Raw genomic sequence first — 18,403 nt, forward strand, 5'->3', positions numbered from 1 at the left:
TTTTAAATATATTAAGAAAGAATGAGGTAAAAGAGCATGAAGTTTTAATCTTATTGAATCAATAAACATTTTTATGTTAAACAATAGGATTAGTATGCACTTTTATAAAAATAGAATGTGGTCAAAAAGGCTTTTTTAGTCATTTTTTAGTGACCACTGTGTGTTAACTAATCCTTCCAATTGAAATTTGGGAGGATTTTTTTATCCTCCTTTTGATGAAAGGTTAGTGATAATATGACAAAATTAATAGAATTAACTAATATTGTATTAGGATATCAGGTAGATATGTTAGAGGTAGGCAAAGTAAGTATTCATAAGGGAGATATTATTGGTATAGTTGGTGAAAACGGTACTGGAAAAAGTATGTTATTAAAGTTGTTGGCAAGGGAACTTTCAACAAAAGCATATACCGGTTCAGCCAATTATTACTTAGAATCGAATAGAATAGCTTATTTAGAACAGGAAACAGAAGAGTTTTATGAATCAAAACAGACTTATTTTAAAGGGACTAATCTAAGCAATAGTTGGAGGCAATCAAAAGAGTATCGTGTCTTAAGCGGGGGAGAAAAAATTAAAAAAAGGCTCTTGGCCTGTTTGAGCGAGGAGAGTAAGTTGTTACTATTAGATGAACCAACTAATCACCTGGATGAAAAAAGTGTAGAGGACCTAATAAAGTCACTGAAAAATTATGGTGGAACAATGGTTATTGTTTCACATGATCGTTATTTTTTAGATCAATTAACTACAAAAATTTGGTCATTAGAAGACAAACAATTAAAAAACTATATCGGTAATTATACCCAGTTTACTGAACAACGAGAACATGATCGAAAAAGGCAAGCGAAGGTTTATGATAAACAAGTAAAAGAAACAAAAGAAGTAGAACGAGAGATGAAACAGCTATATAATTGGTCTAATAAAGCACATGCTCAGTCAACAAAACAGGAATTTCCAAAAGAGTTTTATCGTTCTAAAGCTAAGCGTATGGATAACCAGAGAAAATCTGTTAAAAAAAGGCTAGAGAATAAGTTAGCCAAACAAGGCATTGAATCACTGCCAGTAGAACATGAGATAAAATTTGAACTAGATACAAATCAAATAAAAAAAGGACCGGCTTTTTTAATAGAGAATTTTAAATTAATGCAAGAGGACCAATTATTGGCAAATAATATTAATGTTAATCTTATGTTTGGTGAACGTGTTGCGATTGTTGGGGAAAATGGGGCAGGTAAGAGTACTTTTATAAAAGCGATACTTAAAGACAGTAGCATTTGGAGGTCGGATTTTGCTGATATTGGCTACTTAAGTCAAGATGTTTTTGATTTTCCTGATGGGTATACCATTTCTGATTATTTAGACGTATCACGTCAAGATTTAAGTCAAAGTTTAACGTGGCTAATTCAATTAGGTTTTAATCGACAACAATGGGATCAGTTAATTAAAGAGTTAAGTATGGGAGAACGTATTAAATTAAAATTATTAAAATTTATGATTTCTAAAAAGAATGTTTTATTGTTAGATGAACCTACTAATCATTTAGATATTAAAACCAGAGAGACGTTGGAAAAAGTATTGAGTCGCTATAATGGTACCTTACTTGTAGTGTCTCATGATCGTTATTTTAGAGAGAAAATTACAAATAAAACATGGGAGATTAAGAATAAGGCAGTAATGGAAGTTAAGGATGAACTTCCTAATCAGATGCCTCCTCTTGAGAAAAACCGGCTAGTTTTAGAATTAAAACGTGACGAATTATTAGGGATTCTGTCTAGTAATGATTCAACCTCACTAGCTTATCAACAAGCAAACGAAGAGTTTAATCAGATTTTAAAAATGTTACAAAATTAAGATGATAACGATAGAAATGTATTTTGATAAAAGTGATTGTCTACCTAAAAATAGTTGATTTGACAATGATTTTAAGTAGCGATATACTAGGATAAATTGATATAAATAGGGATTTCAACAGGCTGCTGTCAGGTAGTTTTACTAGGGTAGCCGTTGAAATTTAATAATAGTTATACTTTTAGAGTTAAAAGTAAAAAGTATTACCGTGCTGACGTTTACCCCAAGTAATAGTTACTGGTAAACGTCTTTTTTTATGTATCACAATAGAAAAGAGGAGGATTTGATGGGAAATCCACTAATGATTACCGGTCACACACGGTTAGCAGCAGTTTTGGCAAGTCCAATTAGTCATAGTTTATCTCCGTTAATTCACAATACTGCTTTTGAGCTATTAGGTATTGATGCTGTCTATTTAGCTTTTGATATAACAGCAGATCAATTAGAGGAGGCGTTTGCCGCTGTGAAGCTATTTAATTTATTGGGGTGTAATTTATCGATGCCAAATAAACTAAGAGGCTTTGAGTTAGTCGACGAACACTCCTTAGAGGCAAAATTAATCGGATCAATTAACACAGTCGTACAGAAAAATGGCTGCTTAACTGGCTATAACACTGATGGGATTGGTTTTATCAATAACTTAAAAGCTGAAGGTGTTGAGGTAGCTAGAAAAAAAATAATTGTCTTTGGAGCTGGTGGTGCCGGTTTAGCAATCATCGTTCAAGCCGCTTTAGAGGGGGCAGAAGAGCTCATTGTAGTGACGAGAGATTCTAATAAGATCAAAAGTTTAGTTAATAAATTACGAGAAATTCAAGGAAGTACTGCCTGTACTTTAAAGCGTATCTCCTTAGCAGACTCTGAAAAAGTTTTTGAAGCCATGTCAGACAGTGATATTTTAATTAATACCACGAGCGTAGGTATGGAAGGAAATAACGTCAAAGAATTTTTACCAAACTATGATGCCTTACATGATCGTACTATCGTAGTGGATATTGTTTATCAACCGCTTGAAACGCCATTATTATCAGCTGCTAGGAATAAAGGTTGCCGAACAATTAATGGCGTAGGTATGTTGATTCATCAAGCAGCTGTGGCTTTTAACTTGTGGACTGGAAAAGAGATGCCAATTAATAAAGTTAAAGAAGTATTAGAATTTCAGGGGAAATGTTAGAGAATGTTAGGAGAATAAAAAATGATTGTCAAGATGAACAGAAATGCCACACCTCAAACGGGTCAAGCTGTATTAAATTTATTAAAATCAACGACCTTTCAAATTAAAGAAAGTTATGGAAAAGAGACAATATTTGGAGTCGTTAACGGTCAAATCGATAGAATAAAAATTTTATTACAAGAGTATTTGGAACAAGTAGAAATTCATGAATTGACCAGTAGTTATAAGTATACTAGTCGCGAATTCCATCCAAGTGATACTTTAGTAAAAGTTGACGATGTAGTGATTGGTGGAAATGATTTTATAACCATGGCAGGACCATGTTCCATAGAAAGTTTAGACCAAATTATGGAATGTGCGCGTATTGCTAAAGCTGGGGGTGCGAAAATCCTTAGGGGTGGGGCTTTTAAACCAAGAACGTCTCCCTATGCTTTTCAAGGTTTAGGTGAAGAAGGTTTAAAATATATGCGACAAGCCTCAGATGCTTACGGCTTAAAAATGATTACTGAAGTAATGGATGAAGCAAATTTAGAATTGGTTTGTCATTATACTGATATTATCCAAATCGGAGCACGTAATATGCAAAATTTCCGTTTGTTAGAAGCAATTGGCAAGACGCAAAAACCAGTAGCACTCAAAAGAGGTATATCAGGGACCATAGACGAATGGCTTCACGCAGCAGAATACATCGCAAGTCAAGGTAATTTAAATATTATTTTTGTTGAGAGAGGCATTAGAACTTATGAAACAGCGACACGCAATACTTTAGATTTGAGTGCAGTGCCAATCATCCAGAAATTAAGTCATTTTCCCATCATTGTAGATCCAAGTCATGGTGTAGGTGTTTGGGAATATATCCCTCCGATGGCTGTGGCTAGCGTGGCTACAGGGGCTTCAGGTATGATTGTTGAAATCCATCCAACGCCCGAGCAGGCGTGGTCAGATGGCCCCCAATCATTAAAAGAAGATACCTATCTAAAGATGATGAGACAAGTAGATGTTATGGTAGAAGCCATGCAGAAGATAAGAGAAATAGAGTAGTTTGCGTTAGACAAAGAAAAACTAAGCTAATAATAATCGTTTAGTTAAGAAAGGATGTTAGGGCTATGAAAGAGGTTAGCGTATCACTGAATCATTGTTCCTATGAAATTACCTTAGGTAGAAATTTATTACCCAAAATTGGGCAATGGGTCTCCAAGATGTGGAAACAACAAAAAATTGCAATAATTACTGACCAGACTGTGGCAGAATTATATCTAGCAGAGGTCACACAATCGTTAGAATTATCTGGTTTTGATGTTATAAGTTATGCGATCGTGCCAGGAGAAAGCAGTAAGAGTTTAGAAATGGCAGAAACCATCTATGCTTGGCTAGCAGACCATCAGTTTACCAGAACTGATGGTCTAATTGCCTTAGGTGGTGGCGTAGTAGGTGATCTAACTGGTTTTGTTGCTTCAACCTATATGAGAGGCTTGCATTTTTTACAAGTACCAACGACCCTACTGGCTCAAGTAGATAGTAGTGTCGGAGGAAAGACTGCAGTTAATACTAAGGTTGCTAAAAATTTAATTGGAACGTTTGCTCAACCGAAGGGGGTATTGATTGATTTAGAGACATTGAAATCATTAGAAGCTCGTCGTATTCGTGAAGGGCTAGCTGAGATAATCAAAATGGCTGCTATTATGGATAGTGAACTTTGGGAATATTTAAAAAAATGCGGAACACTTTCTGAATTTTTAGCTAATAGTGAAGAGATTATCGGCCGGTGTTGTCAGTTGAAAGCTCAAGTTGTGGCCTCCGATGAATTGGATCAAGGTGAGCGACTTATTTTAAACTTTGGTCATACGATTGGTCATGGTATTGAAGTTAGCTCTGGACTAAACACCATTACACATGGTGAAGCAGTTGCGATGGGAATGGTACAAATAAGTCAATCAGCTGAACAAAAAGGATTAACGCAGTTAGGCACTACTCAACAATTAATTTCGCTACTCAAACAGTTTGGGCTGCCACTATCTTATCCAAAAGAATTGAATCAAGCGATTCTTCAAGCAATAACTCATGACAAAAAAGCGCAAGGAAATACGATACGTTTAATTGTTTTAAAAAAAATTGGTGAAGCAAATATCATCAAAGTACCGATTTCAGAGGTGCGGACTTATTTAATCTAAAAGGAGGGAGTATGTTGATGAGATTTTTAACAGCAGGGGAATCACATGGACCAGAGTTAACAGCTATCATCGAGGGATTACCAGCAGGGTTACCTTTAAGTATTGATGATATTGATAAAGAGCTAGCACGTAGACAAGTAGGTTATGGTCGTGGTGGTCGAATGTTGATTGAGAAAGATAGAGTTAAAATTACATCAGGTTTACGTCATGGTTTGACTTTAGGGTCACCTTTAACCTTAGTAATTGAAAATAAAGATTGGAAAAACTGGCAATCTGTGATGTCCCAAACTGAAATTTCTGAAAAGGAAAAAAAGAAAAGAAAAGTAACGCGCCCGCGTCCTGGTCATGCTGATTTAGTAGGTGGAATTAAATATGGTCATCAAGATTTACGAAATGTACTGGAGCGATCATCAGCTAGAGAAACAGCTATGCGAGTAGCTATCGGGGCAGTATCAAAAGTATTGTTACAAGCATTAGATATCTCAGTGGCCAGTCATGTTCTTGAAATCGGAGGGGTCAGAGCAACGTTACCTAAAAATTTAGCCATGTCACAGATTAAAGATCAATCTGAGGCATCTGATGTTCGATGTTTAGATGCTGTTGCAGCAATTAAAATGCGTGAAATTATTGATTTGGCTAAAAAAGAGGGCAATACAGTTGGTGGCGTAGTAGAGGTAGTTGTAGGTGATGTTCCAGTTGGTTTAGGTAGTTATACCCATTGGGATCAAAAACTGGATGGTAAGATTGCGAAAGCGATGATGAGTATCAATGCCTTTAAAGGGGTTGAATTTGGTGTCGGCTTCGATGCAGCTCGTTTGCCAGGGAGTGAAGTTATGGATGAAATAACTTGGTCTGATCTAGTCGGTTATCGTCGTGAAAGCAATCACTTAGGAGGATTTGAAGGAGGGATGACCAATGGTATGCCAGTGGTTGTTCGTGGTGTGATGAAGCCTATTCCAACTTTGTATAAACCATTGGCTAGCGTTGACATTGAAACAAAAGAAACATATAAAGCAAGTGTTGAACGCTCTGACAGTTGTGCAGTTCCAGCTGCTAGTGTTATTGCTGAAGCTGTTGTAGCAACAGAAATAGCCAATGCTTTATTGAATAAATTTGATAGTGATTCGTTCGGGCGTTTGAAAAAAGAATTAAGTGAGTATCGAGAATATACTCGTCAATTTTAAAGAAAATATAGTAATAGGAAGGAGTCATCTCATGAAGTTAATAACTAATCAAAGACAATTAACTGGTCTAATAAAAGTTCCTGGCGATAAATCAATCTCACATAGAAGCCTTATGTTTGGTGCTTTAGCAGAGGGAAAAACCGAAATACATGGCTTTTTACCTGGCGAAGATTGTTTGGCCACTAAAAAATTATGTGCGTCTTTAGGTGTGGTTATTGAAGAAAAAGATACTGTTATTACGATCTATGGAAAAGCTGGTAGGTTCAAAAATCCTTCTCAACCAATTGATATCGGTAATTCAGGGACAACAATGCGTCTAGGTTTAGGATTACTTGCTGGTGCGGGCGTGGAAGCAACATTGTATGGAGATGACTCTTTAAATCACAGACCGATGGCGCGTGTGATGACGCCACTTAATAGTATGGGTGCCAGAGTTTCAGGTGATTCTGGAACGGAGTACGCTCCGATAAAAATCAAAAAAAGTCAACCGTTAGATGGGATAAGTTATGACATGCCAGTTGCTAGTGCTCAAGTTAAGTCGGCTATTTTATTTGCTGCATTACAAACCAAAGGTGAAACACTCATCAAAGAGCGTATTGCTACAAGAAATCATACAGAAGAGATGATTAAACAATTCGGCGGTCAAATTGAGGTATTTGATAACCAAATTAGAATAATTGGTCCTCAACAGTTATTGGGACAACGAATCGAGATACCAGGAGATATTTCTTCAGCTGCTTTTTTCATTGCCGGTGCGTTGTTGACTTCTGATAGCCAAGTTTGTTTAGAAAATGTTGGACTTAACCCAAGTCGAACTGGTTTACTAGATGTTTTAAATGCAATGGGAGCAGACATTGAAAAAATAAATATTGACCCACATAACCAGTTAGGAGATTTGGTTGTTAGAAGTAGCCGACTAACAGGAACAGTTGTGGAAGGTGAGATCATCCCTCGTTTAATTGATGAATTACCAATACTAGCTTTAGTTGCTACGCAAGCACAAGGAACAACCATTATTCGCGATGCAGAAGAGTTAAAAGTTAAAGAAACTAATCGAATTGATGCTACTGCAAGTGAACTAGCTAAGTTGGGAGCAGATATTACACCAACAGAAGATGGTTTGATTATTAATGGGCCAACACCACTTAAACCAGCTACAGTATCAAGCCATGGCGATCACCGATTAGGGATGATGTTAGCAATCGCTAGCCTCTTAGTAAAGGAAGGAACGGTTACCTTAGAAGGTTCTGAGGCTATCTCAGTATCTTATCCCCGTTTTTTTGAAGATTTAAATACATTATTAGTTAAGGATTTTTAAATGAATAAAGTTAATATTGTGTTGGTTGGTTTTATGGCATCAGGGAAAACAACGATTGGTAGAAGACTTTCAGAAATAACACAACAAACTTTTTTCGATACTGACGACTATTTAGTCAACAAATTTGAGATAAGTATACCAGAATTTTTTGATGTCTTTGGTGAGGAACTATTTAGAGAAGCAGAGACTAGTATTTTAAAGGACTTGCTTAAGTATGCGCCGATTATTTCGACAGGTGGCGGTATTATTTTAAAAAGTGTCAACCGTAAGCTATTAAAAGAAAGTGGACATGTTGTAGTCTTTTTAGATGCTACTTTTGAGGCAATCCAAATCCGATTAATTTCGGACAAAAATAATACACGCCCCCTAGCATCTGTCTCCCAAATGGCTCAATTAAAAGAACGTTACGAGATGCGACAAAGTTATTATCAAGAGGTCGCTGATTTGGTGATTGATACAACAGGCAAGACACCTACTGAAGTGGTATCGGAAATTGAATTTTTTTTGAAAAAAAGTAATGCTTAAAAAGCGGGTCTAAACGATCCGCTTTTTAAGCATTGTTAATCGTATCAAAATCAAGCGGGCAGTCTGTTCAACATAATTTTTTCTATATGACAAAATAAGAATATATAAATTGAAAATGAGGTGTTTAAAATGTCAAGGATGGATCGGCGTCACCCTGAATCATTGAAAAAAGAAAAAAAAGTAGCTAGCGATCTTAAGAAAAAACCAAATAAAAATAATGGAAATATGAGACCCAGTATCTTACAGTCAATTGCTAAATCACTACTATTTATCGTCGTGATGGTGGCAGCTTTTTGTTTCTATGAATTTTCACAAGGTAAGCGTGAAGCTAAAAATGATGAAGATTTTTCTCAAGTTGAGGTAACTGATTTTAAAGGTGAGAAGGTAAGGGGTTCTCAAACTAATATTTTATTATTAGGAAGTGATTCTAGAGGCAATGAGCGTGGAAGATCGGATTCGATTATGGTGGTCAGTTATGATACTAAAAATGGAACACCTAAAGTTATTTCTTTTATGCGTGATACGTATGTCAATATTCCAGAAGTAGGATATAACAAACTAAATGCGGCTTATGCTTTTGGTGGTCCAGAATTAGTTCGACAGACTATTACGACTAATTTTAAGTTACCGATACATTACTATGGCATTGTAAATTTTGCAACTTTTTCAAAAATTATTGATACCTTAGCTCCTAAAGGACTAACTATTGATGCCGAAAAAACTCTCGAAGTAGACGGTGAGCAAATTGAAGCAGGTAAACAAAAAATGACTGGACATACAGCTTTACAATATGCCAGATTCAGAAAAGATGAAGAGGGTGATTTTGGACGAGTCCGTCGACAACAACAAGTGATGAATGCGTTACTTGATCAAGGATTTAAAGCTGCTAACTTATTTAGAATACCTAAGGCGATGGGAAAGATGCAAGGCTATATGACAACTAATATTCCAGGACGCCTATACCCAGGAATTGGCAAACATTTTATTTTCAAACACAAATCATCTATTGAAAAAATGGTTATTCCCGTTGAGGGGACTTGGGGTTACGGTGAATATCCGGATGCTGGAAGTGTGTTAGAGATTGATGAACTGGCCAATCAAGATGCCGTGGAAGGTTTTTTACATTAATAGTATAAAATTTATATTTGGAAAGTTTCAATTGTTTTCATAGTACGTAACATATGGTATAGTATAAGTTATGTAAGCTTTAGAAAAAGTGAGGTATATATATGAAAACGGCAGTTGTTACGGACAGTACAGCCTATCTTTCGGAAGAATTAAGAAAGCATCCTGATTTGTACATTATCCCAATCCCTGTTATTTTGGATGGTAAGATTTATAATGAGGGTATTGATATTGAAGCAAATGATTATTATGAGTTATTAAATAACAGTAAAGAATTCCCGACAACATCACAACCTTCGATAGGTGAAGTTTTAGAATTATACAAAAAGTTAGCTACAGAAGGGTATAAAAGAGTTATTAGTATTCACTTATCATCAGGTATTTCAGGATTTGTGAATAATTTGATTGCAATGGCACCGGGTATTGAAGAAATTGAAGTTTTACCTTTCGATTCTAAAATTACAAGTATGCCAATGGGATATATGGTAAGTAAGACCTTAGAAATGGTTGCACAGGGTGCATCAGTTGAACTGATTTTTGAAAAGCTTGAATTTATTCGACAACATACAGATGCTTTTTTAGTAGTCGATGATTTGAATATCTTAGTAAGAGGTGGTCGTCTTAAAAATGGTGCAGCTTTAATTGGAAGCATGTTGAAAATTAAACCTATTTTAAAATTTGATGATGGCAATATTATTCTTTCTGAAAAAATACGTTCAACTAAAAAAGCTTTGTCACGTGCTGAAGATTTAATGGCTAAAAAGCATAAAAAAACAAAAGATGAATTAAAATATTTTATTATTCATGCTAATAGTTTAGCAATAGCTGAGTTGGAAAAAAAAGAGATGGAAGAAAAATTCCCAGGTATTGAAATAGAGATTGGGCATATCGGGCCAGTCGTAGGGACGCATATTGGAGAAAAAGCAGTTGTATTTGCATGGTGTGGTAAATAATTTCATTATGTCAGGTATAGGTGATTTCAAAAAAAGACAAGTGGGACTTTCACTTGTCTTTTTTTAGATTAAAAAACAGTGAAGAGTAAATAGATGGCTAATTTTTCAAAACATGTTAAAGTTAAAGGGAAGAGTAACGATGTCTAAATAGTAAACTATTAATAAAAAAGAGGCGGTATAATGCAAGTTGATTGGAAACGAAATCTCTATATTGCGTGGTTAGGTTGTTTTTTTACAGGAGCAAGTTTTAGTTTAGTTATGCCATTTATTCCTGTTTATATTGAAGAATTAGGAGCGCCAAAATCTAAGATTGAGTTTTATGCTGGCTTAGCTATTAGTGTAACAGCTTTGGCTTCAGCTCTAGTTGCCCCTATTTGGGGCAATTTAGCAGATCGTAAAGGTAGAAAGTTGATGATGGTTAGGGCGGCTGCTGGGATGACCATTACTATGGGGGCGTTAGCTTTCGTACCAAATGTTTATTGGTTACTCATTATGCGCTTTATGACAGGTGTTCTATCTGGCTATGTACCCAATGCCACAGCAATGATTGCTTCTCAAGCCCCCATGGAGAAGAATGGATGGGCTTTAGGAACATTAGCGACAGGAGCAGTTGCTGGGAGTTTAATTGGCCCATTAATGGGAGGTGCTTTAGCAGAAGCTTTTGGTATGCAAAATGTGTTCATTATTACAGGAAGTGTTTTATTTTTAAATACGCTGTTAACTATATTTTTTGTGAAAGAAGATTTTCAGCCTATTGCTAAAAAAAATATTGTTTCAACAAAGGATATTATCGGTAAAATTAAAGATCCATCTATGTTGTATGGTTTATTTATAACAACATTAATTTTACAGATTGGAATTACGAGTATTAGTCCTATTCTAACTTTATATATCCGAGAATTAGGCGGCGGTGTAGAAAATATCTTGTTTGTAAGTGGGATGATTGTCTCAATTGCAGGCGTGTCAGCTTTTATTTCCTCGCCTTTTTTAGGTAAGATAGGAGATAGGTATGGTAATCAAAATGTCTTATTAGTGGGACTTGTCTTATTTATGTTTTGCATTATTCCCATGGCTTTTGTAAAAACGCCCTTCCAGTTAGGTGTTTTAAGATTTCTGATGGGATTTTCGACAGGAGCTTTAATGCCATCAATTAATTCAATTATCAGTAAGTTAACACCTAAAGAAGGCGTTAGTCGAATATTTAGTTATAATCAAATGGCCCAAAATTTTGGACAAGTCTTAGGTCCTTTGATCGGGTCAACGATTGCGACTGGTTTTGGTTATTCAGGAGTTTTCATTGGAACGGCAGGTTTTATACTAATAAATATTGGGTTATCACTGTACAATTTTAAAGGAACGATAGGGAAGCATATTGATTATACTTAAATAAAAAAGAAGCAGCTACGCTGCTTCTTTTTTATGAGTTTTTAACTTCTTTTTTAGAAGGTTGTGATACTTCACCAACTAGGATAGTAACGATCGCAATTAAAATTGAACCCATTACTGCTTGAGGGAAGTTATACAAACCATGGTTAAGGGCGGCTCCAAGATAGGCAACGATTTGACCTAAAATTAATGCCCAAAATAATACGACGACATGACGCATAATGCTACACCTCTTTTCACTATCGTATTTTAGCATAAAAATACGATAAATTAAAGTATATTACGATTATTTTCACAAGTTTGAAAGTAACCAATGTTAGATTTCATGGTATAATATAAGCATTCTAAAAAAGGGGAAAGGGGGAGTCACTAATGGCTACTGCTCAATTACAAGTCTTAACAGCTTATTCGCTGTTAGCCAGTACTAATAGAATTGAAGAACTTGTCCAAAAGGCAAAAAACTATGGTTATGATGCACTTGCAATTACTGATTTAGATGTTATGCATGGTGTGGCTGAATTTTATCAAGCCTGTCAAAAGGTTGGGATTAAACCTTTGATAGGGCTAACAATTCGTTATCGTTATAGTCGTCAAGATGAGTACGATTCCAAAATGATTTTATTAGCTAAAGATGAAATTGGTTATCAAAATCTATTAAAAATTTCAACTCTAAAGATGGAGAGAGCAAAGACAGACTCTTTTTATTTTAATCAAATAAAAAATTATTTACATCATTTGGTAGTAATTATCAGTGATGATACGTCCCATATAGGAAGGTTATTCCAACAACAATCATCGGAACTAGAGACGTCTTTAACAGACCTACAAACCTTAGTCGATCACGGGTCACTGTATGGCGGAATATCTATTGTAAATGAAGAAGAGCCACGCAAAATGAGTTGGTTGAACTTCCTAAAGGGTTTTGACATCGAGTTAGTTGCTTTACATGAAGTACGTTATTTAAATCCAAGTGATGATTTTTCATTAAGGGTATTGGAGCATATTGAAGCAGGGACAAAATTGAGTACTGACACCATCCAACAGACGGGACAATACTACTTGCCAACACCGGATAATTTTGTGGCACGCCTAAAAAATTGTGATCTATCTACAGTTGGGGAAACTATTTCAAAAGTAGTGGAAGCGTGTCAATTTGAAATGAAATTTGATCAAACACTTCTCCCTCATTACAAAGTACCTGAAGGACGTCACGGTGCTGAATTTTTACGTGAAATTTGTTTTAATAATTTACCAACAAGAGTTAAAGATCCTGATGATCGTTACATAGATCGCTTAAATTATGAACTGTCAGTTATTACGGAAATGGGTTTTGTTGATTATTTTTTAATTATTTGGGACGTTATGAATTTTGCAAGGTCCAAAAAAATAGCTTTTGGACCAGGACGAGGATCAGCGGCAGGTTCGTTGGTCTCGTTTGTGACACATATAACAGACGTTGACCCTATTCAATACGATCTTTTATTTGAGCGTTTTTTAAATAAAGAACGTTATACAATGCCAGATATTGACTTAGATATACCTGATAATCGTCGTGATGAAATATTAAACTATGTTAGTCAGAAACACGGGCATCATCACGTAGCTCAAATTGCTACATTTGGAACATTGGCTGCCAAGATGGCTCTTAGAGATGTTTCTAGAGTATTTGGGTTGTCACAAAATGAAGCAAATCAATGGTCTAATGCGATTCCTAATGTGTTAAAGATAACGTTAAAAGAAGCGCTTGAACAATCAAAAGAGCTAAAACAATTAGTGAATGAGACTGAAAAAAATCGCTTGATTTTTGAGGTAGCTTCAAAAATAGAAGGCCTACCTCGTCATATTTCAACACATGCTGCAGGTGTTGTCATTAGTGATCAAGATTTAACTGAGTTAGTTCCGTTACAATCAGGGACAGGAGATATTCCATTGACTCAATTTACAATGAATGATGTGGAAGCAATCGGCTTGTTAAAGATGGACTTTTTAGGTTTACGTAACTTATCTATCTTAGATGAGGCCGTGCAACAAGTTAAACGAGTTTATAACCAAGAGTTAGTCTTGCAAGATATTCCAATGAATGATGAATTAACCTTAAAATTATTTAGACAAGCACGCACCGTTGGGGTTTTCCAATTCGAATCACCTGGTATAAAAAATGTGTTGCGAAAATTAGGTCCAACTTCGATTGAAGATGTTGCGGCAGTGAATGCTTTATATCGCCCAGGTCCGATGGAAAATATTGATTTGTTTGTTGCTCGAAAAAAAGGTGAGGAGCCAATTGACTACCCTCATGAAAGTTTACAAGAAATTTTAGGTGTTACTTATGGCATCATCGTTTACCAAGAGCAAATTATGCAAGTTGCAGCTAAGATGGCTGGTTTCAGTCTAGGTGAGGCAGATATTTTAAGACGGGCTATTAGTAAAAAGAAAAAAGACGTATTGGATGATGAACGTCGACACTTTGTAGAAGGTTCTCTTGAACAAGGTTATGATGTTGCGGTAGCCAATAAAGTTTATGATTATATTGAACGTTTTGCTAACTATGGCTTTAACAGATCTCATGCTATGGCTTATGCTTTTATTGCCTATTGGTTAGCGTATTTAAAAGTTCACTACCCCACGCCATTTTTTGTGGCGTTATTAAATTCTGTCCGCCATAACTTAGGTAAAATTAAAGAATATGTCAATGATGCAAGGCGTTTTGGTCTAAAAATAAAAGGCCCTCATATTAATAGAAGTCATTATGGCTTTTATCTAGATAAAGAAGAAATCATTTTTGGGTTTAATTCCTTAAAAGGGGTTCGCTCAGATTTTACTAAAAATATTTTGAATATTAGAAAAGAGAATGGCCACTTTACTTCATTTGATGATTTTTTATTAAGAATAGATCGAAAATTTCTAAAAACTGAAAATTTATTACCTTTAATTTATAGCGGGGCTTTTGATGCGTTACACAGTAATCGTCGCCAACTGGTTGAAGATTTAGATAGCTCTATAAAAAATATCTTATATAGTGGGGGAAGTATGGATCTTTTATCTATCTTGAGTTTGAAAAAGGAAGAAATCGAAGATTATTCGATCCCAGACAAACTAGAGCAAGAAGCATCTTATCTAGGTACGTATCTATCTGGTCATCCTGTCGATGAATTTAGAACCTTAAAAATCATGAAAAATGTTAAAAACGTTGAGCAATTGACTGAGCAAGTTCCTATCAAATTACTATTGTTGATTAAAAACATTCGTATTATTAGGACTAAAAAAGGAGAACAAATGGCCTTTGTTGATGGGCACGATGCGTCAGGTGAGACCTCTGTTACTATCTTTCCTGGAACTTACCGCCAAATAAGTAAACGTCTAGATAAGGATAAAGTCATTTTAGTTCAAGGGAAAGTTAGTCGTAGTAAATTTGATAAGGCATTGCAAGTAGTAGCTGATTCTATTGAATTTGCAGAAGATTATCAAGATAAACTTGGTCCTAAAATTTGTTACCTCAAAATCGAAGAGGCAGATGAAAGCGAGACTCTTTTAATTCAATTAAAAGGGATTTTTAAACAGCATCCAGGGATAACACCAGTCATCTTATATTTTGAAAAAAACGCTCAAAAATTAGTATTAAGTGATGAATTTTGGGTAAATGAGAGCATTAATTTGAAAAATGAGTTATCATGTATAGTGAATAAAGGTAATATTGTCTTTAAGTAATAACTTATAGATAAGCTTCTTTCATTTTTTTTCATAGTATTTTCTGTTTTTCAAAGACTTTTTCTGGATAAAATGGTAAAATAAAAAGGAAGTTTTATTAATATTTAGAACATTAAATATAATAAATTGACTTTAAATAATTATCGAGGTGAATTGTAATGAAACGTATCGCTATTTTAACTAGTGGTGGGGATGCACCAGGTATGAACGCAGCTGTCAGAGCCGTGACTCGTAAAGCTATCCACGATGGAATGGAAGTTTATGGTATTAATTATGGCTACGCAGGTTTAGTTGCGGGTGATATTCGCAAGTTAGAGATTGCAGATGTTGGGGATATTATTCAACGTGGGGGAACATTCTTATACTCTGCTCGTTATCCAGAATTTGCAACACAAGAAGGACAATTAAAAGGGATTGAGCAATTAAAAAAATTCGGAATTGAAGGTTTAGTTGTGATTGGTGGAGATGGTTCTTATCATGGTGCTATGGCTTTAACTAAACATGGCTATCCAGCTGTCGGTATTCCAGGAACAATTGATAATGATATTCCAGGAACAGACTACACAATCGGTTTTGATACAGCTATCAACACAGTATTAGATGCTGTCGACAAAATTCGTGATACTGCCACATCACATGTCCGTACATTTGTGATTGAAGTAATGGGACGTAATGCTGGTGATATTGCAATGTGGGCAGGTCTTGCAGGTGGAGCAGATGTCATTGTCGTACCTGAAAAAGAATATGACATGAAAGATGTTGCAGCAAAAATCACTGAAGGTCGTGAGCGTGGTAAAAAGCATTGCCTAATTATGTTGGCAGAAGGTGTTATGCCAGGTCATGAATTTGCTGAAAAATTATCAGAGTATGGGGATTTTCATGAACGTGTCTCTGTTTTAGGTCATGTTGTTCGTGGGGGGTCACCAACTGCTAAAGACCGCGTATTAGCAAGCAAATTTGGTTGGCATGCTGTTGAGTTACTTAAAGAAGGTAGAGGAGGCTTGTGTGTCGGTGTTCGTAATAATGACATCGTGGCAAGTGATATTATCGAAATTCTTGAACAAGGTAAACACCAACCAGACATGTCTTTATATACAATTAATAAAGAGATTTCACTGTAGGTAATTATTAGAGTAGGTATATAGTTATTAAGATTATAATCAAAATAAACTCAATAAATATTAGGAGCGTTTTTAAAATGAAAAAGACTAAGATCGTTTGTACAATTGGACCAGCTAGTGAAACAGTAGATATGCTAGTAGAATTAATGAATTCTGGAATGAATGTTTGTCGTTTGAACTTTTCACACGGTGACTTCGAAGAGCATGGTAATCGTATTAAAAACATTCGTGAGGCTTCAAAAATTTCTGGAAAACGTGTAGCTATTCTTTTAGATACAAAAGGACCAGAAATCCGTACCCATGATATGGCTGGCGGTTCAAAAATTACTATCGTCAAAGATTCAACTGTTCGTATTGCTATGACACAAGTTGAAGGGACTCCAGAAAAATTTTCTGTGACTTATGAGGATTTAATCAAAGATGTTCAACCAGGTTCACACATTCTTTTAGATGATGGTTTAATTGATTTAGAGGTTGTTGAAATTGATACAGCAGCTAATGAAATTGTAACAATCGCTAAAAATGAAGGATTGCTAGGTAGTAAAAAAGGCGTTAACGTTCCTGGAGCATCTATCAATTTACCTGGTATTACTGAAAAAGATGCAGCAGATATCGAATTTGGTATTAAAAATGATGTTGACTTCATCGCAGCTAGCTTTGTTCGCCGTCCAAGCGATGTCTTAGAAATTACTCGTATTCTAGATGAAAATAATGCGACTCACATTCAAATTATTTCTAAAATCGAAAATCAAGAAGGTATTGATAATTTAGATGATATTTTAAAAGTTTCTGATGGTTTAATGGTTGCTCGTGGTGACTTAGGGGTTGAAATTCCAACTGAAGAAGTTCCAGTTGCACAAAAATTAATGATTAAAAAATGTAATGCAATCGGTAAAGTTGTCATTACAGCGACTCAAATGTTAGATTCTATGCAACATAATCCTCGTCCAACACGTGCCGAAGCAAGCGATGTAGCTAATGCTATTTATGACGGAACAGATGCTATTATGTTATCAGGTGAAACAGCTGCTGGAGACTATCCAGTTGAAGCTGTTCAAACAATGCATAATATTGCTGTACGTACTGAAGAAGCCTTAGTTGATCAAGATGCATTCGCACTTAAAAAATATGGCAAATCAGATATGACAGAAGCAATCGGACAATCAGTTGGTCATACAGCTCGTAATTTAGGGATTAAAACAATTGTTGCTGCAACTGAATCAGGTCATACAGCCCGTATGATTTCTAAATATCGTCCAAAATCACATATTGTAGCGATTACATTTGATGAACGTAAAGCGCGTGGTTTATCATTAGCTTGGGGCGTATTCCCAACAGTTACTGACAAACCATCATCAACAGATGATATGTTTGATTTAGCAACAGAGGTTTCTCAAGAACAAGGTTTTGCTAAAGAAGGCGACTTAATCTTGATTACTGCAGGTGTTCCAGTTGGAGAACGTGGCACAACTAACTTAATGAAAATTCAATTAATTGGTTCTAAATTATTAGAAGGTCAAGGTGTTGGTCGTGAATCATTCGTTGGAACAACGGTGGTTGCTGAAACAGCTGAAGAAGCTAATTCAAAAGCGATTGAAGGCTGTGTCTTAGTTGTTAAAACAACCGATAAAGACTACATGCCAGCAATTGATTTAGCAGGAGCTTTAATTGTTGAAGATGGCGGCTTAACTTCTCATGCAGCAGTTGTTGGTATTGCTAAAGGGATTCCCGTTGTTGTTGGCGCTACAGATGCTACTGGTATTATCCCAGATAATACCTTAGTCACAGTTGATCCTCAACACGGTATCGTTTCAAGTGGTTTAACATCACACGCTAAATAGTAATAAAAATAGTAGCCTCGTCATGCATTATGACGAGGCTTTTTGTTTTAAAGATAAA

14 protein-coding genes are annotated in these 18,403 nt (G+C 35.6%); 13 read left to right on the forward strand and 1 reads right to left on the reverse strand.

Features of this window, described 5'->3' with window-relative positions; translation table 11 throughout:
• Positions 1–234: 234 nt before the first annotated feature.
• From abc-f to OL234_RS04505, 10 genes are all read left to right on the forward strand, one after another.
• A complete protein-coding gene (abc-f, locus tag OL234_RS04460; protein WP_275469952.1) occupies positions 235–1,848 on the forward strand; it encodes a ribosomal protection-like ABC-F family protein in 1,614 nt (537 codons plus the stop codon).
• Positions 1,849–2,131: 283 nt separating this feature from the next.
• A complete protein-coding gene (gene aroE / locus OL234_RS04465; RefSeq protein WP_275469953.1) occupies positions 2,132–3,016 on the forward strand; it encodes a shikimate dehydrogenase in 885 nt (294 codons plus the stop codon).
• A gap of 21 nt (positions 3,017–3,037) precedes the next feature.
• Complete coding sequence (gene aroF / locus OL234_RS04470) at positions 3,038–4,057, forward strand: 3-deoxy-7-phosphoheptulonate synthase (protein ID WP_275469954.1); 1,020 nt, start codon at positions 3,038–3,040, stop codon at positions 4,055–4,057.
• A gap of 65 nt (positions 4,058–4,122) precedes the next feature.
• Entirely contained in the window at positions 4,123–5,187 is a 1,065-nt protein-coding gene (gene aroB, locus OL234_RS04475) for a 3-dehydroquinate synthase (RefSeq protein ID WP_275469955.1), read from the forward strand.
• 17 nt (positions 5,188–5,204) lie between these two features.
• On the forward strand, positions 5,205–6,371 hold the full coding sequence (gene aroC, locus OL234_RS04480) for a chorismate synthase (RefSeq protein ID WP_275469956.1): 1,167 nt from the start codon (positions 5,205–5,207) through the stop codon (positions 6,369–6,371).
• 31 nt (positions 6,372–6,402) lie between these two features.
• Positions 6,403–7,689: a 3-phosphoshikimate 1-carboxyvinyltransferase gene (gene aroA, locus OL234_RS04485; RefSeq protein ID WP_275469957.1), complete on the forward strand. Its 1,287-nt coding sequence runs from the start codon at positions 6,403–6,405 to the stop codon at positions 7,687–7,689.
• Positions 7,690–8,214: a shikimate kinase gene (locus OL234_RS04490; RefSeq protein ID WP_275469958.1), complete on the forward strand. Its 525-nt coding sequence runs from the start codon at positions 7,690–7,692 to the stop codon at positions 8,212–8,214.
• Positions 8,215–8,343: 129 nt separating this feature from the next.
• Positions 8,344–9,342 (forward strand): LCP family protein, encoded by a 999-nt coding sequence (locus OL234_RS04495; RefSeq protein WP_275469959.1) that lies wholly within the window; start codon positions 8,344–8,346, stop codon positions 9,340–9,342.
• A gap of 101 nt (positions 9,343–9,443) precedes the next feature.
• On the forward strand, positions 9,444–10,292 hold the full coding sequence (locus OL234_RS04500; protein ID WP_275469960.1) for a DegV family protein: 849 nt from the start codon (positions 9,444–9,446) through the stop codon (positions 10,290–10,292).
• A 180-nt stretch (positions 10,293–10,472) separates the two neighbouring features.
• Positions 10,473–11,678: a multidrug efflux MFS transporter gene (locus OL234_RS04505; protein WP_275469961.1), complete on the forward strand. Its 1,206-nt coding sequence runs from the start codon at positions 10,473–10,475 to the stop codon at positions 11,676–11,678.
• A gap of 31 nt (positions 11,679–11,709) precedes the next feature.
• Here the strand turns inward: OL234_RS04505 and OL234_RS04510 are convergent, their stop codons facing one another.
• Positions 11,710–11,898, reverse strand: coding sequence for a YjzD family protein (locus OL234_RS04510; RefSeq protein ID WP_275469962.1), 189 nt, complete (start codon positions 11,896–11,898; stop codon positions 11,710–11,712).
• Between the two features lie 152 nt (positions 11,899–12,050).
• Between OL234_RS04510 and dnaE the strand changes: the two genes are divergently transcribed.
• From dnaE to pyk, 3 genes are all read left to right on the forward strand, one after another.
• Positions 12,051–15,383, forward strand: a complete 3,333-nt coding sequence (gene dnaE, locus OL234_RS04515) for a DNA polymerase III subunit alpha (protein ID WP_275469963.1) — start codon at positions 12,051–12,053, stop codon at positions 15,381–15,383.
• A 158-nt stretch (positions 15,384–15,541) separates the two neighbouring features.
• Entirely contained in the window at positions 15,542–16,504 is a 963-nt protein-coding gene (gene pfkA, locus OL234_RS04520) for a 6-phosphofructokinase (protein WP_275469964.1), read from the forward strand.
• A gap of 77 nt (positions 16,505–16,581) precedes the next feature.
• Positions 16,582–18,345: a pyruvate kinase gene (pyk, locus tag OL234_RS04525; RefSeq protein WP_275469965.1), complete on the forward strand. Its 1,764-nt coding sequence runs from the start codon at positions 16,582–16,584 to the stop codon at positions 18,343–18,345.
• The last annotated feature ends 58 nt before the right edge of the window (positions 18,346–18,403 follow it).

The organism is Vagococcus intermedius (genome assembly GCF_029144185.1).
Taxonomy (GTDB): Bacteria; Bacillota; Bacilli; order Lactobacillales; family Vagococcaceae; genus Vagococcus_D; species Vagococcus_D intermedius.